The sequence below is a fragment of the Streptomyces litmocidini genome (genome assembly GCF_014649755.1).
Classification (GTDB): domain Bacteria; phylum Actinomycetota; class Actinomycetes; order Streptomycetales; family Streptomycetaceae; genus Streptomyces; species Streptomyces litmocidini.
In genome coordinates this window covers 216,599-235,090 of sequence record NZ_BMTQ01000013.1, presented here as the reverse complement: position 1 = coordinate 235,090, position 18,492 = coordinate 216,599, and the positions used below count along the sequence as shown (strand labels likewise).

Here is an 18,492-nt window from a genome sequence, read left to right as displayed (position 1 = left end):
GCGGCGATCGTGGACCTGACCCTGCTCTACCGGGGCCCGCTCTCCTCCTGCGACTTCGACTGCCCGTACTGTCCCTTCGCCAAGCGCCGGGACAGCCGGGAGCAGCTGCGTGCGGACCGGGCGGCGCTCGAACGGTTCACCGGCTGGGCCGCCGCGCAGACCGGGGACCGGCTGCGGATCCTCTTCACCCCGTGGGGCGAGGGGCTCGTCCGGTCCTGGTACCGGCGGGCGCTGGTCGAGCTGTCGCGGCTGCCGCACGTGGAGCGGGTGGCGATCCAGACCAATCTGAGCTGCCGGACGGAGTGGCTGGCGGAGGCGGATCCGGAGAGCGTGGCCCTGTGGTGCACGTACCACCCGGGGCAGACGCCGTACGAACGGTTCCTGGCGAAGTGCCACGAGCTGGCGGAGCGGGGCGTCCGGTACAGCGTCGGGGTGGTCGGTCTGCCCGAGCACCGGGAGCACGCCCGCCGGCTGCGGGAGGCGCTGCCGCCGCACGTCTACCTCTGGGTGAACGCCGCCGAGGGGCACGCGTACACCGACGCGGAGGCCGAGGGGTGGACGGAGCTCGACCCGTTCTTCCCGTACAGCCGGCATCCGCACCGTTCGGCGGGGCTGCCCTGCCGCACCGGGGAGTCGGTGGTCTCGGTGGACGGCGAGGGGACGGTGCGGCGCTGCCACTTCGTCAGGGCCGAGCTGGGGAACCTGTACGACGGTTCGTACCGTGCCGCGCTGCGCCCCCGCGCCTGCCCCCTCGCCGTCTGCGACTGCCACATCGGCTACGTCCACCTGGAGACGCTGCCGCTGTACGACGTGTTCGCCGGCGGGGTCCTGGAGCGGATCCCCGCCGCGCCACGGGCTACAGGGGCATGAGGTCGGGGCGCTTCGCCTCGACGTGGTCGCCGGAGCTCTCGCCGCGCAGCCGGCGTCCGATCCAGGGCACCAGGTACTCCCGGGCCCAGTGGATGTCGTCCTTGCGGACCTCCAGCGTGCCGCGCGGCGGTACCGGCGGCCAGGGCTGGTCCGGGTCGGCGGGCACGGGCAGGCCGATCACCTGGGCGGCGCGTAGGGCGACGCGGGTGTGCCCCTCGGGCGAGAGGTGCAGCCGGTCGTCGTCCCAGGCGCGCCGGTCCTGGACGGACTTCAGCGACCACAGGTCGAGGACCGGGCAGCCGTAGCGGTCCGCGACGGCCCGGACGTGACCGTTGTAGGTGGCGATCTTGCCGCGCAGGTGCTTGAGGAGCGTCACGCCGCGGGTGTCGAAGCCGGTGGTCACCATGACGGTGCCGACGGCGGAGGTCAGGTCGGCGACGGCGCGCTCGAAGCGCTCGGCCACGTCGTCCGGGTCCGTCCCGGGGCGGATGATGTCGTTGCCGCCCGCGCAGAAGGTCACCAGGTCGGGGGCGAGTTCCTTGGCCCGCGGGACCTGTTCCGCCACGATCTGGTCGAGGAGGCGCCCGCGCACGGCCAGGTTGGCGTAGCGGAAGGCGTCGTGCTCCGGCAGCTGGTCGGCGAGCAGGACCGCGAAGCGGTCCGCCCAGCCGACGTACGTCCCGTCGGGGCCGGGGTCGCCGACGCCCTCGGTGAAGCTGTCACCGATCGCCGCGTACGACCCGAATGCGTTCTTGTCTGTTGATCTCGAATCGTCTGCCACGGGAACACATCCTTCCTCCTCCGGTGTGACCTACGCGACCGTAAGGAGGGGTTGACGGTGGGTGACATATGCCACCGATAAAGATTCCCCCAAACCGGAATACGCCGGAGGCCCGGCACGTGGGTGCCGGGCCTCCGGAGGGCGGGAGGAGACGACGGTGCGTCAGATGTTCACGCCGTGCTGGCGCAGGGCGGCCAGCGGGTCGATGTCGGAGCCGTACTCCGGTCCGGTGCGGATCTCGAAGTGCAGGTGCGGTCCGGTGACGTTGCCGGTCGCGCCGGACAGGCCGATCTGGTCGCCGCCGCTGACGGCCTGGCCGGCGGAGACGGAGATCGAGGAGAGGTGGGCGTACTGCGAGAAGGTGCCGTCGGCGTGCTGGATGACGACCTGGTTGCCGTACGCGCCGCCGTCGCCGGCGGAGTAGACGGTGCCGGGGCCGACCGCGTGGACCGGGGTGCCGGTGGAGGCGATGAAGTCGACACCGGTGTGGTAGCCGGAGGACCACATGGAGCCGGCCTGGTGGTACGGGGTCGACATGCCGGCGCCGGCGATCGGGGCGACCCAGCCGGAGGAGGAGGTCGCACCGGAGGTCGCGGAGGACGGCGAAGAGGTGGCGGCGGTCGCGGCGGCCGGGGCCGAGGAGCGCTCGCCGCCCCGGGAGGCGCGGGGGGCGCTGTCGCCGTTCTTGCCGGAGCTCCGCGTGCTCTGGTGGTCGGCCTTCGGCGCGGCGGTGTTCTTCGTGCCGAGGGTGAGCTTCATGCCGGGCAGGATCAGCGAGGGGTCCTCGCCGATGACGCGGCGGTTGTCCTTGTACAGCTTCTGCCAGCCGCCCGCGAGGTGGTGCTCGGTGGCGATCTTCGAGAGGTAGTCGCCGCGGACGACGGAGTACGTCTTCGGCGCGGCCTTCGCGGCGGCGGGGGCGGCGGTCTGCACGTGGGCGACGGCCTGGGCGGGGGCGGCGGCCGGGGCGGCCTGCTCGGCGGCGTGGGCGCCGGTGGCCCCGAGGAGCGGGAGGGCGACGACGGCGCCGCCGGTACCGGCGGCGGCGATGCCGCGGGTCAGACGGTTGGACTTGGTGCGGCGGTGCTTACCCTTCGCGGGCATGGCGAATTCCTCTCCGGCGCCTGCGAGGTGAGCTGTCGGGTTCGGACTGGAGATGTCCGGCCGCGCGTTCACGCGGCTTCACCCCGAGCCGTCCTTCTTCGAGGGATCGGCGACTTACCTGGGTCCCCCGCTCCTGCCTCGTACGGGTGAGTGCGGATTCCGGTCGGTGGCAGGATTCGGCGGTCCGTCCGGATTGAGCGCGACGCTAGACGAGGGGGGTCGGCGCGAACAAGCCACGGTTTTCAAGTGCGCCGGGATTCTTCGGGATCCGGCTGGTGTCCGGCCGGAATTCCGGTCACCCTCCGTGGAGGGCGGTCCTTCGATCTCCTTTTGCCGGGGGGTATTTGGAAAAGACGATCAGGCACGGTCCGTCACGGTTATGACGCTGCTCACGCACCGCTCCCCATCTCCCCTGCAACCGGGGCGGGTTATGGCGAACACCTCAATACGGACAGATCACCCATTCCCATCCGAGGGGGTGCCCGTAACGGTCTCCGGCCGGGATGATTGCCCCAGGAACCGATCGACAGAACAGGAGCAGCCGTGACGCAGCAGCTGCCGCAGATCCCGTCCGCCGAAGCCGCCGAGCCCGAGCTGACGGAGGTCCGCAACTTCCGGGACGTGGGCGGCCTGCCGACGACGGACGGACGCGCCGTCCGCCCCGGCCGTCTCTTCCGCAGCGGTCACCTCGCCCACGCGACGGAGGGCGACGCCGCCTTCCTCGCCTCGCTGGGCCTGCACACCGTCTTCGACTTCCGCAACGAGTCGGACCGGAAGGTCGAGGGCGCGGACGTCGACCTGCCCGGCGTGCGGAACGTGAACATACCCCTCAACGACCCGGCCGACGGCAAGGAGTTCTGGAAGCTGGTGCGCGACGGCGAGATCGCGCAGCTGCGGGAGGTCCTCGGCGACGGCAAGGCGGCCGCCCGCATGTCCGACTCGTACCGGAAGATGGTGATCGAGCGGACCGTGGAGCACAGCCGGATCCTGCACTCCATGGCGGAGGAGAGCGTCCCGGCGCTCATGCACTGCGCGGCCGGCAAGGACCGGGCGGGGCTCGCCGTCGCGATCACCCTGCTCGCGGTCGGGGTCGAGCGGGAGGCCATCGAGGCCGACTACGTGAAGTCGAACGAGCCGCACCGCCGCTACAAGGTGCGCCGCAGCTCCACCTCCCCGGACGCGATGTCGCCCGAGGTGATGGAGCTGCTGAGCCCGCTCTTCGACGCGCGGGTGGAGTACCTGCGGGCCGCCTTCGAGACGATCGAGGCGACCTGGGGCTCGGTGGACGCCTACCTCGCGGAGGGCCTGAAGCTGGCGCCGGAGACCCGTGAGCGCCTGCGGGAGCGACTGCTGACGGAGGCGTGAGGCCGCCTACTGGTTCTGCGCGCCCATCATGAAGAGCAGGTAGAGGAAGCCTGCGAAGAGGTGGCCTGCGATCAGATAGGCGAAGAGGCGGAGCACGAGCCCCTTGGGGAACTTGCCTTCACCGCGCTCCTCGCCGGTGACCGGTGCGGACTTCTCGGACATGTCGTTCCTTTCCTGGGGATTCAGGACTCGGAAGGGGGCGTGCGGGATCAGCGCCGGTGCGGGGTCCCGTCACCGAGGCACAGCTCGGCGGCGGGGCTCTGCATCAGGGTGTGGACGAAGAGCAGCTCGGCCCCGCCGGGGGTGGCGGCGCCGATCCGGTGCGGGGTCAGCGAGTCGAAGTGCGCGCTGTCCCCGGGATCGAGGACGTGGACGGCCTCGCCGAGCGCGAGCCGGACCCGTCCCTCCAGGACGTGGATCCACTCCTCGCCGGGGTGGACGCGCACGATGTCGGCCCGGGTGGCGTACGGCACGTGGACCCGCAGGCACTGGAGGGCGCGACCGGCGCCGCCCGCCTGGCGGTAGATCCAGCCGTCGGCCTCGACGGGTTCGGAGCGGTCCGCCCGGACGACGGGGTCGCGCTCGGGGGGCGACTCGCCCAGGAGCTCGGAGACCGTCGTACCGTAGATGCGGGACAGTGCCAGCAGCATCGGCAGCGAGGGCTGCCGGTTCCCCGTCTCCAGGCGCGAGAGGTGGGCCGGCGAGAGGCCGGCCCGCTGGGCGGCGGCCTCCAGGGTGAGCCCCCTGCGGCGGCGCAGGGCCCGCAGCTGCGGGGCGACGTCGGGCAGGACGTCGGGGGCGGCGGGGTCCGGGGAGGTGTCCCCGGGGACGTGGTCCATGCGTCCATTCCGCCAGGATCGTGCCTCTGAGGCAAGTTTCTTGCCTCAGAGGCAAAAGCGGCGTCGAGAACCGGTCAGCGCTGCGCGACCGCCTGCTTGACCAGCGTCTTCCCGAAGTCCCACATCAGTCCGCCGCCGCCGTGGGCGTCGTCCATGACCGCGGTGAAGGCGGTGACGAACCGGTCCACGTCCGCCTCGTCGATGACCAGCGGCGGGATCAGCTTGATCACCTCCAGGTGGTCCCCGGAGACCTGGGTGAGGATCCGGTGCCGCTGGAGGAGCGGGACGACGACCATCTGGGCGAAGAGGCCCTTGCGGGCCGCCTGGAGCATCGTCCAGCGCCCGCGCAGTCCGAGCGAGGACGGCCGCCCGAACTCGATCCCGATCATCAGGCCGCGCCCGCGGATCTCGTGCAGCAGCTCGTACCGCGGCACGAGGTCCCTCAGACGGCCGGAGAGCAGGTCGCCGATCCGGCGGGCGTGGGCGACGGTGCCCTCCTCCTCCATGACCGAGAGGACGGCGAGTCCGGCGGCCATGGCCTGCGCGTTCGACCCGAAGCTCGCCGAGTGGACCAGGACCCGGTCCATCGACGAGTAGACCTTCTTGAAGATCCAGTCCTTGCCGAGGGTGGCGCCGACCGGGACGTAGCCGCCGGAGAGCGCCTTGGCGACGCAGACCAGGTCCGGCTCGACCCCCTCCTCGTGCTGGTAGGCGTAGAAGTCGCCGGTCCTGCCGAGGCCCGTCTGCACCTCGTCCGCGATGAGCAGCGCACCGTGCCGGTGCAGCAGCTCCTGGGCCTCCCGGAGGAAGCCCGGCGGCGCCGCGTGGACGCCCTTGCCCTGGATGGGCTCGACGACGAAGGCGGCCACGTCGCCCCCGCGCAGCTCCCGCTCCAGGGCGTCGAGGTCGCCCAGCGCGATCGCGGTGTCCGGCAGGAGCGGGTCGAAGCCCTCCCGGAAGCCCTGCTCGCCGTTGACGGAGAGGGAGCCGGTGGTGAGCCCGTGGAAGGCGTGGTGGCAGTAGAGGACCCTCGGCCGCCCGGTGGCGTACCGGGCGAACTTGAGGGCGGTCTCCACGGCCTCGGTGCCGCTGTTGCCGAAGAAGACCCGGTCGAGGTGCGGGCTGTGGGTGAGCAGCTTCTCGGCGAGGAGGCCCGGCAGCGGCTGGCAGTCGAAGCGGGTGAGGTCGGCGAGCCGGGCGTCCAGGACGTCGTGGAGGGCCTTGCGGACGACGGGGTGGTGCCGTCCGAGGCCCATCACGCCGAAGCCGGCGAGCATGTCGAGGTGGTCGACGCCGTCGGCGTCCCAGAAGTGGGCGCCCTCGGCCCGCTCGTAGACCTTGTCGAAGCCGATGGTGTGCAGCATGCGCGGCAGCTGGGGGTTGAGGTACCGGGAGTGCAGCTCGTACCGCTCGCCGCCGCGCTCGGAGAGCAGCGCCCGCAGGTCGAACCCGCCGGTCATGGCGTGGTGGTCCCGGAGACGGTCTCCCGGATCGCGCGCAGGGACTCCTTGAGGGAGCCCATGGTGGCGAGGACGGCGGTGGGCTCGTAGCCGCAGTGCGCCATGCAGTTGGCGCAGCGCGGGTCCTTGCCGCGGCCGTACTTGTCCCAGTCGGTTTCCTCGACGAGCTCGCGGTACGTGGGGACGTATCCGTCGCTCATCAGATAGCAGGGTCGCTGCCAGCCGAAGAGCGAGTAGTTGGGAATGGCCCAGGCGGTGCAGGGGAAGTCGGCCTTTCCTTCCAGGAAGTCCAGGAAGAGCGGCGAGTGGTTGAGCCGCCAGCGGCGCCTGTTGCCGCCGGCGAAGGCCTTCTTGAAGAGTTCGCGGGTCTGCTCGACGCCGAGGAAGTGCTCCTGGTCGGGGGCCTTCTCGTAGGCGTAGGCGGGCGAGATCATCATTTCGTCGACCTGGAGGTCGTCGTTGAGGAAATTGAGCACCTCGATGATGGTCTGCGGGGTGTCGGTGTTGAAGAAGGTCGAATTGGTGGTGACCCGGAAGCCGCGCCGCTTGGCCTCCTTGATGGCCGCCACCGCCTCGTCGAACACGCCCTCCTTGGCGACGGACTCGTCGTGCCGTTCCCGCAGGCCGTCGATGTGGACGGCGAAGGCGAAGTACGGGGAGGGGGTGAACTTCTCCAGCTTCTTGCGCAGCAGCAGCGCGTTGGTGCAGAGGAAGACGTACTTCCGGCGGGCCACCAACTGGCGCACGATCTCGTCGATCTGAGGGTGCATCAGGGGCTCGCCGCCCGCGATGGACACCATGGGCGCGCCGGACTCCAGGACCGCGCCGACCGCCTGGGCGACCGGCATGCGCTGCTTGAGGACACCCGCCGGGTGCTGGATCTTTCCGCAGCCCTCGCACTTGAGGTTGCAGGCGTAGAGCGGCTCCAGCTCGACGATCAGCGGGAACTTGTCCCGCTTGCGGAGCTTCTGTTCGAAGAGGTAGGTCCCGACCCGGATGGACTGACGGAGCGGCATGGCCATAACTCGTTCACCTCCTGGGGAGCAGCAAAGAACGGTGCCATTCGAAGAAAGCGGGAAGGACGGCACGAAGAACACGGAAGGCTGATATTCCCCCGCGTACCGTGCCGATCCGGACCAGTTCATGTTCCGGAGCGTCCACGACCACCCGGACGGCCGCAACCGGGCGGGGTCCGGACGACGCCGCGGTACGGAGCGTGGTGGCGGACTCCATGTCGACGGCGATCGCGCCGCCGGCGCCCAGCGCGGCCCGCTCGGGGCCGCGCACCACGTGGTCGGAGCCGATCAGCGGCCCGGTGTGGACGGCGCGCCGGGGCACCGCCTTGACCAGGGCCTTCACCAGGAGCTCGGTCCCGGTGCAGGGGGTCGTGCCGTCGGGTCCGCGGGTCTCGTCCGCGACGATCAGATCCCCCGGGTGCATGCCCGGCGCGAGACCCGCGCAGAAGCCGGAGGCGATCACCGCGGCGTCCCGCCAGGGCTCCTCGCCGAGCACCCGGGACACGGCCCGGCGGGCCCGGTCCGGTCCCATGCCGGTGCGCAGCACGGTCACCGGGCCGGACGCGCCGCCCCGCTCCCCGCTGCGCAGGGCGAACTGCTCGATGCCGAGGGCACAGGCGATCAGCAGCGGCGGCCCGGCGCCCGGGCCGGGCCCGCGGCCCATCAGCCCGCCTTGCGGGGCGCGGGGTCCCCGTGCACGTAGCGCCCGAGCGCCGTGAGCGGGAACACCTGCCGGTAGAGGTGGTAGTTGATGGAGAAGTCCCAGGGGAAGCCGGTGCCGGTGAAGTACGGCTCGTCCCAGGACCCGTCCTCCCGCTGGCTCTCGGCCAGCCAGGCGACGCCCCGGCGGACGGGCTCGGAGTCGCGCTCGCCGGCGGCGAGGAGGGCGATCAGCGCCCAGGCCGTCTGGGAGGCGGTGGAGGGGCCGCGCCCGACCCATTCCTCCTCCTTGTACGAGCGGAGGTCCTCCCCCCAGCCGCCGTCGTCGTTCTGCACGGCCGCGAGCCAGGCGACGGCCCGGCGGACCGCCGGGTGGGAGCCCGGCAGTCCGGCGGCGACGAGCGCGGGGAGCACCGAGCCCGTGCCGTACACGTGGTTGACGCCCCAGCGGCCGAACCAGGCCCCGTTGGGCTCCTGTTCGGCGAGCAGCCACTCGATGCCCCGGCGGGCGCGCGGGTCGTCGGTCATTCCCTCGTACGCGAGCATCTCCACCACGTGGGCGGTGACGTCGGCGGAGGGCGGGTCGATGACCTCGCCGAAGTCGCAGAACGGCAGCTTGTTGGGGAAGGCGCTGGTGTTGTCGGCGTCGAAGGCCCCCCAGGCTCCGTTGCGCGACTGCATGCCGAGCGTCCAGCGGGCGCCGCGGGCGACGGCCGCCTCCACCCGGGCGGGGTCGGGGTGCTCGACCCGGCGCAGGGCGAGCAGGACCTCGGCGGTGTCGTCGATGTCGGGGTAGTTGTCGTTGTGGAACTCGAACGCCCAGCCGCCCGGCGGGAGTCCGGGCCGGCGCACCGCCCAGTCGCCGGTCCGGGTGATCTCCTCGTCGAGCATCCAGTCCACGGCCTTCACCAGCGCCGGGTGGTCCGGGCGGAGGCCCGCGTCGGCGAGGGCGATGGTGGCGAGGCAGGTGTCCCAGACGGGCGACTGGCAGGCCTCGATCATCCGCGAGCCGTCCTCGCGCCAGACGGCGAACCGGTCGAGGGATTCCAGGCCGGCCCGCATGACCGGGTGTCCGAGGTCGTAGCCGAGGAGGTGGAGGGCGATGACCGAGTAGACGGCGGGCGGCTGGATGCCGCCCCAGCAGCCGTCGTTCTCCTGACGCTCGACGATCCACCGGGCGGCGACGTTCATGGCCGCCCTGCGCAGCGCGCGCGGGGCGAAGCGGTGGTAGACGTGCAGCGCCTTGTCGAGCCGCTGGAAGATCCCGTCCCAGCCGGTGGCCGGGGCGAGCGGCCGGGGCGGGTTCGGCCGCGCGGGGTCGGTGTGCAGCTCGTCCAGCGGGAAGGGCGCGGGCCTGACCGGGCGCTTCGCGGACACCACGGTGAGCGGCACGATCGTCTGCCGGGCCCAGCAGCCGAAGTCGTAGATGTTGAGCGGGAACCACTTCGGCAGGAAGATCAGCTCCGGCGGCAGCTCGGGCAGGTCCTCCCAGCGCCACCAGCCGAAGAGCGCCAGCCAGATCCGGGTGAAGACCCGGGCGGCGGCGATCCCGCCGCGGGCGCGGACCCAGGCGGAGGCGCGGGCCATGTGCGGGGCGTCGGGCGGGTCTCCGGCGAGCCGCAGGGCCACATAGGCCTCGACGGTGGCGGAGAGTTCGCCGGGGCCGCCGTAGAACGTGGCCCAGGCGCCGTCCTCGCCCTGCCGGCCGCGGATGTGGAGGGCGGCGGCGCGGGTGGTGTCGGCGTCGAGGATGCCCAGGAACTGGCGGAGGAGCAGGTCCTCGGCGTCCATGGTGACGTTGGTCTCCAGGTCGCCCTTCCACCAGCCGGCCGGGTCCTGCCGGGCGAGCAGGTGCTCGACGGCCCGTTCGACGGCCCGCGCGGCGGTGCCGTCGAGGCCGGACGCGGAGGCGTCGGCGTCGTTCGTCCTGCTGGCCGCGGCCGCCCGGGGGCCCACGGCCCCGGCGCTTCCGTCGGTCGTCGCTGTCATGGCTTCCCCTTCGTGCAGTCGGTTCCTTCTGCTCCTGCGGGTCTGCCGTCGGCCGGCGCCGGGTGGCACCGGCCGGCGACCGCGAACTCATATCAGGGTGATGGTGATCATCTCTTCCGTACGACCACGAAATCGGCCAGTGCGGTGAGCTGCGCCCTCACGCGGGCGGGCATGTCCACCTCGTCCAGGGCCTCGATCGCGACGGCGTGCTGGCGGCGGGCCTCCTGGGAGGTCCACTCCCGTCCTCCGGCCTCCTCGATGAGGGCCGCGCGGGCGGCGAACTCCTCCTCGGAGAAGGTGTCGAAGTCGATGGACTTGGCGTCCGCGGCGAGCAGCTCGCCGAGCCGCTCGGAGGCCGGGCCGCCCGCGGCGAGGGCGGCGACGACCGGGAGGGACTTCTTGCGCTGCCGCAGGTCGCTCCAGGTCTGCTTGCCGGTGGCCTCCGGGTCGCCCCAGATGCCGAGCAGGTCGTCCACGGCCTGGAAGGCGAGGCCGAGGTGGTAGCCGTACTCCTCCAGCTTGTCGGCGGTGCGGTCGTCGGCCCCGCCGAGGACGGCGCCGATGGAGACCGCGCAGGCGAGCAGGGCGCCCGTCTTGTTGCCCTCCATCTCCAGGCACTCCTCGACGGTGACCCGCTCGCGGTGCTCGTAGGAGATGTCCTGGGCCTGCCCGTCGATGAGCTTGCGGCTGGCCGTGGTCAGCCGGCGGGTGGCGCGGCCGGCCTCGACGGTGCCGAGTTCGAGCAGGATCTCGTTGGCCAGGGCGAAGAGGGCGTCGCCGACGAGGATCGCCTGCGCGGGGCCGTGCACCTTCCACACCGTGTCGCGGTGGCGGCGCTGCTCGTCGCCGTCCATCAGGTCGTCGTGGAGCAGCGAGAAGTTGTGCACGAGCTCCACGGCGACGGCGCCGGGGATCCCGACCTCGGGCGCGGCGCCCGCGGCCTCGGCCGACAGCAGGGCGAGCGCCGGGCGGACGGCCTTGCCGCCGTCGCCGTCGGCGGGGTTGCCCTGCACGTCGATCCAGCCGAAGTGGTAGGCGGCCACGGTGTCCATGGGCGGCGCGAGGCGGTCGACGGCCGCCCGCAGTACGGGGGTGGACAGGGTCCGCCCCCGCTCCAGCAGTGCGGACACGTCCGCGGTGTCGACGGCCGGATGTCCCGGCGGCACTGTCGGCACGGTCTCTCCTCTTGTTCCGGTACTCACACTCATACCGCCTCCTGCAGCGGATGGTCATGGCGGCGGCCGAGGGCGGAGAGCGCGGCGCCCGCGGCGCTGAATCCGCTGCGGACGGCACCCTCCATGGTCGCGGGCCAGCCGGTGGCGGTCCAGGCCCCGGCCAGGTACAGCCCCGGGGCGCCGGTACGGGCGCCGGGCCGGAGCCGGCCGACGCCCGGGGTGGGGGCGAACGTGGCCGTCCGCTCCCTGGTGACGAAGAAGTCGCGGATCCCGGCGCCGCGGGCGGCGGGCAGGAGCCGTTCCAGTTCGGGGAGGTACTTCGCGCGCAGAGCGGCGACGGGCTCGTCGATCTCGTCCCGGGCGGCGGACTGGGAGACGGCGAGGTACTGGCCGCCGCCGGTGAGCCCGGAGGAGTCGGTGCGGTCGAAGACCCACTGCACCGGGGAGCCGAGCGTGGTGAAGAAGGGCCGCTTCAGCACCTTGCGGTCGTAGACGACGTGCAGGTTGAGGATGGGGGCGGTGTCGATGTCGAGGAGCCGGTCGGGGTCGTCGAGGGCGCCTTCGGGGAGCAGGCCGTGGGTCTCCCGCTGCGGGACGGCGAGGACGACGGCGTCGGCCTCGAGGCGCTCCCCCGGTACGTCGACGGTCCAACGTCCGTCGTCGGTACGGGAGATCCGTTCGGCCTTGGCGCGGAGCAGGGTGCGGACGCCGAGGGCGTCGAGCTCCTTCGCGGCCCGGGTGTCGTGGAGTTCGCCGAGCGGGACGTGGGCCCAGCCGATGTCGGCGGCGCCGGGCTCGGAGAGGAGCCCGGTCTTGAAGACCATCGCGGCGAGCCCCATGGAGGCCCGGGGGGCAGGGGCGTTGAGGGTGGGGATGCCGACGAGGTCCCAGAGGGCCTCGACGGCCCGCGGGGACTGTCCGTGCCGGCCGAGCCAGGTGGCGAAGTCGATGCCGTCGAGCGCCGGGTCGGCGGGGTCGAGCTTCTTCAGGGCGAGCGCGGCCCGGCCGACGGAGGCGCGCTCGGCGAGGGAGAGGTGCGGATACGTGGCGAGGCTGCGCGCGAGGTGCAGCGGTACGGGCAGGTCGTCGCGGCGGATCCGGCCGAGCCGGGGGCCGCGGGGGTGCGCGACGTCGAGGACGGGGACGTCGAGGCGGTCCTGGAGGGGGGCGAGGCGGGCGCCGCCGATCCGGTCGAGGAACCAGCGGTAGGCGGTGCAGCAGCGCAGGTAGACGTGCTGGCCGTTGTCGACGGTCAGGTCGCCCCGGCGGAAGGAGAAGGCGAGGCCGCCGAGCCGGGGCCGGCCTTCGAGCAGCGTGACGCGGACGCCGCCCTCGGCGAGCCGGAGCGCGGTGGTGACACCGGCGAGCCCACCCCCGACGACGACGGCCCGGGGCTGCGAGCCCCCGCCGGTGCGGGCGGCCGGCGCGGCACGGGAACCGGCCCCGGTGCCGGAGACGGACCCGGTGGTCGTGAGAGGCGCGCCCGGACCGGTGCCGGAGGCCGGAGCGGGATCCGCGCCCGGCGGGGCGGTCCGCTCGGTCGCTTCGTGGTTCACGCCGCCTCCGTTCGGGTCGTCGTCGCGGTCGGGTTCGGGGGTGCCTCCGGCAGGGACGCCGGGGCGGTGCCCGGGGTTGCCCGGGGGGCGGGGGCGCAGGGACGCATCAGGCGCGCCTCCTGACGGTGCGCCGGGCGATGTTGCGGGTGTCGAGGCCGGAGAGGCCGCGCACCGCGACGTACGCCTTCTCGCGGCCCGGCAGCGAGACGCGGCCGCGCAGGACGGCCCCGGGGTCGCGTTCGATCCGGTCGAGGAGGCGCCGGTAGATGCCGGCCATGGCGGCGACGCAGGCGCCGCTGCGCCGGTCGAGCATCGGCAGGAGCCGGTAGCCCTCGGCGAACAGGGCGCGGGCACGCCGCACTTCGAAGTGGACGAGACCGGCGAAGTCGGCCCCGGGGGCCGGGGTCTCGCTGTGGAAGCCGTCCCCGCAGCCGAACTTGGCGAGGTCGTCGGCGGGCAGGTAGGTGCGCCCGTTCCCGGCGTCCTCGCGTACGTCCCTGAGGATGTTGGTGAGTTGGAGGGCGAGGCCCAGGGTGTCGGCGTACTCGGGTGCCCGGTCGGCGCCCTGGGCGCCGGGCTGGGTGCCGAAGACGCCGAGGGAGAGGCGGCCGATCGCGCCGGCGACGCAGCGGCAGTAGACCTTGAGGTCGTCCCAGGTCTCGTAGGTCGCGCCGCGCACGTCCATGAGGACGCCGTCGATGAGCTCGTCGAGGCCGTCGAGCGGGATCGGGAAGCGGCGGGCGGAGTCGGCGAGGGCGACGGCTACGGGGTCGGTGTCGTCCTCCTCGACCAGGCCCTTGCGGATGCGGTCGAGGACGTCGCGGGTGGCTTCGAGCCGCTCCCGCTTCTCCTCGGGCGCGAGCGTGCCGTCGCCGATGTCGTCGACGCGCCGCGAGAAGGCGTACAGCGCGGACATCGCCTGGCGCTTCTCGGCCGGGAGCAGCCGGATCCCGTAGGCGAAGTTGCGGGCCTGCTGTCCGGTGACCGCCTCGCAGTAGCTGTAGGCGGCCTGGACCGGTGCGGACGGCTGGTGCTGGGCCTCCACCGTCGTGCTCACCCCTCTCTCCGCGCCCGGAGCAGAACCGCTCCCACCTGGCGCATCAGGCTCGGCTTGGTGGCCTTCGGTGGGCCGGTCAGCACGTCGTACCCGGCTTCGGTGATCGCGTCGAGCGCCGCGAGGCCCCCGCCGGTGAAGCCGGCGAGGAGGACGCGGAGCCGTCCGTGGACGCTGCCGACGAGGGGGGCGCCCGCGTGGAGGAGCCCGCGGGCCCGCTCGGCCTCGAAGGCGATCAGGGCCCGCACGGAGGCGCCCGCGGTGGGCGCGGCGAGGTCGCGCTCGGTGACGTGGAAGCGCTTCAGGTCCTCGGCGGGCAGGTAGATCCGGTCGTGCGCGAGGTCCTCGGCGACGTCCTGGAGGTGCTCGACGATCTGCAGGGCGGTGCAGATCTCGTCGGAGCGCCGGATCCGCTCGGGGGTGTCGGTGCCGGTGAGGGCGAGGACGAGCCGGCCGACGGGGTTGGCGGAGAGCTCGCAGTACGCGAGGAGGTCGTCGTACGTCTCGTAGCGGCGGACCAGCTGGTCCTGCCGGTTGGCGGCGATCAGCCCGAGGAAGGGTGCGGGGGTGAGCCCGCGCCGCTCGACGGTCGGCTGGAGGGCGCGCAGCAGGGGGTGGTGCGGGGTGGAGTCGAAGACCCGCCGGAGGTCGGCCTCGAAGGCGTCGAGGAGGGCGAGCCGGTCCTCGGCGGCCTCGGGGGCGACGCCGAGGTGACGGGCGTCGGCGCCGCCGGGGGCGAGGTCGCCGTCGCCGATGTCGTCGACGAGCCGGGCGAACCCGTAGACGGCCATGAGGTCGTCGCGCCAGGCGCGGGGCAGGAAGAAGGGGGCCACGGGGAAGTTCTCGTCCGCGGCCTTGCCGAGTGTGGTGCGCGAGGAGGCGTCGATGCGCGCCTGCCGGGTCTCCGTCACTGGGCGCTTCCTGACGGAGGGACGGCGAGACCCTCGTGGAGCTGGAGATTCTGCGTCATGGCCGTCACGTCTCCCGTTCTACACTGCCGATCCAATCCATCCTATTTCGGACACGCCGCCGACCCCTGCCCGTAGGTCCGCCACCCGCGGGCCCGATGGCCGCGGGTATCGCCCTACTTGCCGCGAAACAGACCGGTCCAGCTTACGTTGTACGACGACCTTCGCCATTCCGGGGTGGCGGACGTCGCGCGCCTCACCCGTACGGGGTTCGCGGCAGCCGCCAACACACTTTTCCCGCAAGGAAGTTCGGGATCAGCCGACGGCCGCTCCGGAGACCACCATCGCGAGGGTCGCCTCGACGACGACGCCGCGGCGCTGCGCGGAGAGACGGCGAAGGGGCCCGTCGACCAGGAGGAGTGACAGGCCGTGCACGGCCGACCACGCGGCGGCGGCGGTGGCGGGACGGCCGCCGGGCCGTGCGGCGCCCTGCCCCGCGAGCGCTTCGAGGGCCTCCCTGAGCAGGGTGAACGCCAGGATCTCGGGCTCCGCGGGCGGCCGGACGGGCAGGGGCTCGTCCACGGCGGGGCCGGGGACGCAGAACGCGGCCCGGTAGAGCCCGGGCTGCTCCACGGCGAAGCCGACGTATCCCCGGCAGAGGGCGGTGACCCGGCGCTCGGCGGCGAGGCCGGGGTCGTCGGCGCCCGGCTCGCGGGCGGCGGCCCGCTCCATGGCCGCGGCGAGTTCCCGCCGGGCGTGGGTCCGTACGGTGCGGAGGAGTTCGCCCCGCCCGTCGAAGTGGCGGTAGGCGGCGGTGGGCGAGACGCCGACCCGGCGGGCCGCCTCGCGCAGGACGACCCGTTCGGGGCCGCCTTCGGTGGCGAGGTCGACGGCCGCGCAGATCAGCGCGTTGCGCAGATCGCCGTGGTGGTAGGTCTTTCCCGCCGAGGTCGCTGCCATGGACGTATCCTGCCCGAAGTTAACCGCATGAACATTCCAGGCGGGGGAGCGACGCGCGGGAACCGGAAGAGCCCCTACCGGATGAATGGATCCGGCAGGGGCTCCTGGACGTCGGGCCTCAGCGCGCGGTCTCGCGCTCGTAGGCCTTGAGGACCTCGTCCGTGGGGCCGTCCATCAGGAGCTGCCCCTTCTCCAGCCAGAGCACCCGGTCGCAGGTGTCCCGGATGGACTTGTTGCTGTGGCTCACCAGGAAGACCGTGCCGGCCTCCTTGCGGAGCTCGCGGATGCGCTCCTCGGAGCGGATCTGGAACTTGCGGTCACCGGTCGCGAGCGCCTCGTCGATGAGGAGGACGTCGTGGTTCTTGGCCGCCGCGATGGCGAAACGGAGCCGGGCGCCCATGCCGGAGGAGTACGTCCGCATGGGGAGGCTGATGAAGTCGCCCTTCTCGTTGATGCCGGAGAAGTCGACGATGTCCTCGTAGCGGGAGCGCACCTCCTCGCGGCTCATGCCCATGGCGAGGCCGCCCAGGATCACGTTGCGCTCGCCGGTGAGGTCGTTCATGAGGGCCGCGTTGACGCCCAGGAGCGAGGGCTGCCCGTCGGTGTAGACCTTGCCGCTCTCGGTGGGGAGCAGGCCGGCGATGGCGCGCAGGAGCGTGGACTTGCCGGAGCCGTTGGTGCCGATGAGGCCGATGGCCTCGCCCCGGTAGGCGGTGAAGGTGACGCCGCGGACGGCGTGGACCTTGCGGACGCCCCGGGAGACCTCGGCCTTGCCGCGGCCGACGATCCGGCTGAGCGCCGCCGTGGCGCTGCCCTTGCCCCCGCCTCCGGTGTGGACCCGGTAGACGATGTGGACGTCGTCGCAGATGACGGTGGGGACGCGGTCCCGGTTCGTGTCAGCCACGGCCGTACCTCTCCTCGGCCTTCCAGAAGTAGACGAAACCGCCGATGCCGAAGACCAGGGCCCAGGCGAGGGCGGTCATCCAGACGTGCGACGGCAGGTTCTCGGCGCCGTAGCCCTCGATGAGGGAGTAGCGGATCAGGTCCATGTAGACCGCCGCCGGGTTGTACATGAGGACGTCGGCGATCCAGGCCGGCTTGTCCGCCAGCATGGCCGAGATCGAGAACATCACGCCGGACGCGTACATCCAGGTCCGCATGACGAACGGCATCAGCTGGGCGAGGTCCGGCGTCTTGGCGCCCATCCTCGCCATGATCAGGGCCAGCCCGATGTTGAACACGAACTGCAGGAGCAGTGCCGGGACCAGCAGCAGCCATCGGAGGGAGGGGTAGCTGCCGAAGGAGATCGCGACCGCCACGAGCACGATCATCGAGAACAGCAGCTGCTGGAGCTGCTGGAGCGAGAAGGAGATCGGGAGGGTGGCGCGCGGGAAGTGCAGGGCCCGGACCAGGCCGAGGTTGCCCGAGATGGCCCGGACGCCCGCCATCACCGAGTTCTGGGTGAAGGTGAACACGAAGATGCCGGTGACCAGGAACGGGATGTAGACGTCCTTGCTCAGGCCCTTACCGGCGCCGAGGATCAGCCCGAAGATCAGGTAGTAGACCAGGGCGTTCAGCAGGGGGGTCGCCACCTGCCACACCTGGCCCAGCTTCGCCTGGCTGTACTGGGCGGTCAGCTTCGCCGAGGAGAAGGCCAGGATGAAGTGGCGACGGCTCCACAGATCGCGGACGTACTCGAACAGGCCGGGCCGGGCGCCGCTGACGGAGAGGCCGTACTTCGCGGCGAGGGCGGCCGGGTCCAGGCCCTCGTCGGCGGAGGACGGAGGCGCGCTCGTCGCGACCGCCCCGCCCAGGTGTGTGTCACTCACAGTCGAAACTTTCGTGTTCAAGATGCGCGGCACGTGGAGTACCACGATGTCAGACGACCGGGGGGCGACCCAGCCGGGTCAGGCGCCACACCGTACGCCACCTCATGGGGCGGCGCGGTCCGCAGGGGGTCGTCCAGCCCGCGCGGAATCCGCCGAGCCACGCCTTCAGCGCGGAGGGCGAGGGCCGCCGGGCCAGGGTGAGCAGGAGCCAGACGCCGAGGTAGACCGGCACCAGGGGCGCGGGCAGGTTGCGACGTGCCAGCCACACTCGGTTGCGGGCCACGTTGAAGTGGTACGAGGCGTGCCGGGACGGGGCTGTGGTGGGGTGCAACAGCACCATGTCGGAACGGTAGTCGATCATCCAGTCGGCGTCGAGCGCGCGCCAGGCGAGGTCGGTCTCCTCGTGCGCGTAGAAGAACTCGTCCGGCAGACCGCCCACTTCGGCGAAGACCTTGGTGCGGACGGCGTTGGCGCCGCCGAGGAAGGTGGTCACCCGCGAGGAGCGCATCGGGTCGGCCGCACGGAGCCGGGGCACGTGCCGGCGCTGGGTGGCCCCGGTCTCCGGATCGGCGATCCGGAAGCTGATGATGCCGAGGCGCGGGTCGGCGGTGAAGGCCTGCCGGACCAGCTCGACGGTGTCCCGGTGGGCGAGCAGCCCGTCGTCGTCGAGGAAGAGGAGGACGTCGACGTCGGTGCCGCCGGGGCCGAAGGCCTCGATGCCGACGTTCCGGCCGCCGGGGATGCCGAGGTTCTCGGGCAGGTCGACGGTCCGCACCCGGTCGGGCACCCCGGTGACCGGGGTGCCCTGACCGACGACGACGACCTCGACCGGGTCGCCCTCCTGCGCGGCGACCGAGTCGATGAGCGCGCGCAGGTCGTCGGGGCGGTTGCCCATCGTGATGATGACGGCGCCCACCCTGAGCGGC

The 18,492-nt window shown here is 72.5% G+C and carries 18 protein-coding genes and 1 riboswitch; of the genes, 2 read left to right on the top strand and 16 right to left on the bottom strand.

The window, feature by feature from the left end; all coding sequences use genetic code 11:
• Positions 1-9: 9 nt before the first annotated feature.
• Positions 10-870 carry an STM4011 family radical SAM protein gene (locus IE180_RS26170; RefSeq protein WP_190159401.1) on the top strand — a complete coding sequence of 287 codons (861 nt, stop codon included), beginning with the start codon at positions 10-12 and terminating at the stop codon, positions 868-870.
• Here the strand turns inward: IE180_RS26170 and IE180_RS26165 are convergent.
• Together IE180_RS26165 and IE180_RS26160 are read right to left on the bottom strand one after the other, a co-directional pair.
• Positions 857-1,651: an SGNH/GDSL hydrolase family protein gene (locus tag IE180_RS26165; RefSeq protein ID WP_123456331.1), complete on the bottom strand. Its 795-nt coding sequence runs from the start codon at positions 1,649-1,651 to the stop codon at positions 857-859. The two genes, IE180_RS26170 and IE180_RS26165, sit on opposite strands and share 14 nt — an antisense overlap.
• Before the next feature lie 162 nt (positions 1,652-1,813).
• Positions 1,814-2,755, bottom strand: a complete 942-nt coding sequence (locus IE180_RS26160; protein WP_190159400.1) for a M23 family metallopeptidase — start codon at positions 2,753-2,755, stop codon at positions 1,814-1,816.
• Positions 2,756-2,759: 4 nt separating this feature from the next.
• Positions 2,760-2,914: riboswitch (cyclic di-AMP (ydaO/yuaA leader) on the bottom strand.
• Positions 2,915-3,298: 384 nt separating this feature from the next.
• Here IE180_RS26160 and IE180_RS26155 point away from each other — a divergent pair.
• Positions 3,299-4,120: a tyrosine-protein phosphatase gene (locus IE180_RS26155; RefSeq protein WP_190159399.1), complete on the top strand. Its 822-nt coding sequence runs from the start codon at positions 3,299-3,301 to the stop codon at positions 4,118-4,120.
• A gap of 6 nt (positions 4,121-4,126) precedes the next feature.
• Here IE180_RS26155 and IE180_RS26150 read toward each other — a convergent pair whose 3' ends face one another.
• The 14 genes from IE180_RS26150 to IE180_RS26085 all read right to left on the bottom strand — a co-directional run bounded on the left by IE180_RS26150 (position 4,127) and on the right by IE180_RS26085 (position 18,461).
• Positions 4,127-4,282, bottom strand: a complete 156-nt coding sequence (locus IE180_RS26150) for a DUF6126 family protein (protein ID WP_185094682.1) — start codon at positions 4,280-4,282, stop codon at positions 4,127-4,129.
• A 47-nt stretch (positions 4,283-4,329) separates the two neighbouring features.
• Positions 4,330-4,959 (bottom strand): helix-turn-helix domain-containing protein, encoded by a 630-nt coding sequence (locus IE180_RS26145; RefSeq protein ID WP_190159398.1) that lies wholly within the window; start codon positions 4,957-4,959, stop codon positions 4,330-4,332.
• 74 nt (positions 4,960-5,033) lie between these two features.
• The gene (locus tag IE180_RS26140; RefSeq protein WP_190159397.1) at positions 5,034-6,419 is read right to left on the bottom strand and encodes an aspartate aminotransferase family protein; all 1,386 of its coding nucleotides are present in this window, start codon (positions 6,417-6,419) and stop codon (positions 5,034-5,036) included.
• Positions 6,416-7,441 (bottom strand): adenosyl-hopene transferase HpnH, encoded by a 1,026-nt coding sequence (hpnH, locus tag IE180_RS26135; RefSeq protein ID WP_190159396.1) that lies wholly within the window; start codon positions 7,439-7,441, stop codon positions 6,416-6,418. The genes IE180_RS26140 and hpnH overlap by 4 nt, the downstream gene beginning before the upstream one ends.
• 7 nt (positions 7,442-7,448) lie before the next feature.
• Complete coding sequence (locus tag IE180_RS26130; RefSeq protein WP_190159395.1) at positions 7,449-8,099, bottom strand: phosphorylase family protein; 651 nt, start codon at positions 8,097-8,099, stop codon at positions 7,449-7,451.
• Positions 8,099-10,084, bottom strand: coding sequence for a squalene--hopene cyclase (gene shc / locus IE180_RS26125; RefSeq protein ID WP_190159394.1), 1,986 nt, complete (start codon positions 10,082-10,084; stop codon positions 8,099-8,101). The genes IE180_RS26130 and shc overlap by 1 nt, the downstream gene beginning before the upstream one ends.
• Before the next feature lie 107 nt (positions 10,085-10,191).
• Positions 10,192-11,292 carry a polyprenyl synthetase family protein gene (locus tag IE180_RS26120; RefSeq protein WP_190159393.1) on the bottom strand — a complete coding sequence of 367 codons (1,101 nt, stop codon included), beginning with the start codon at positions 11,290-11,292 and terminating at the stop codon, positions 10,192-10,194.
• Complete coding sequence (gene hpnE, locus IE180_RS26115; protein WP_190159392.1) at positions 11,289-12,815, bottom strand: hydroxysqualene dehydroxylase HpnE; 1,527 nt, start codon at positions 12,813-12,815, stop codon at positions 11,289-11,291. Before hpnE ends, IE180_RS26120 begins: the two co-directional genes overlap by 4 nt.
• Before the next feature lie 106 nt (positions 12,816-12,921).
• Positions 12,922-13,872, bottom strand: a complete 951-nt coding sequence (gene hpnD / locus IE180_RS26110; RefSeq protein ID WP_190159391.1) for a presqualene diphosphate synthase HpnD — start codon at positions 13,870-13,872, stop codon at positions 12,922-12,924.
• Positions 13,869-14,780: a squalene synthase HpnC gene (hpnC, locus tag IE180_RS26105; protein WP_190159390.1), complete on the bottom strand. Its 912-nt coding sequence runs from the start codon at positions 14,778-14,780 to the stop codon at positions 13,869-13,871. Before hpnC ends, hpnD begins: the two co-directional genes overlap by 4 nt.
• Positions 14,781-15,092: 312 nt before the next feature.
• A complete protein-coding gene (locus IE180_RS26100) occupies positions 15,093-15,737 on the bottom strand; it encodes a TetR/AcrR family transcriptional regulator (RefSeq protein WP_190159389.1) in 645 nt (214 codons plus the stop codon).
• Between the two features lie 118 nt (positions 15,738-15,855).
• Positions 15,856-16,641: an ABC transporter ATP-binding protein gene (locus IE180_RS26095; RefSeq protein WP_190159388.1), complete on the bottom strand. Its 786-nt coding sequence runs from the start codon at positions 16,639-16,641 to the stop codon at positions 15,856-15,858.
• Positions 16,634-17,566 carry an ABC transporter permease gene (locus IE180_RS26090; RefSeq protein WP_190159387.1) on the bottom strand — a complete coding sequence of 311 codons (933 nt, stop codon included), beginning with the start codon at positions 17,564-17,566 and terminating at the stop codon, positions 16,634-16,636. Before IE180_RS26090 ends, IE180_RS26095 begins: the two co-directional genes overlap by 8 nt.
• A gap of 49 nt (positions 17,567-17,615) precedes the next feature.
• Positions 17,616-18,461 carry a glycosyltransferase family 2 protein gene (locus IE180_RS26085; protein WP_190159449.1) on the bottom strand — a complete coding sequence of 282 codons (846 nt, stop codon included), beginning with the start codon at positions 18,459-18,461 and terminating at the stop codon, positions 17,616-17,618.
• Between the last annotated feature and the right edge of the window lie 31 nt (positions 18,462-18,492).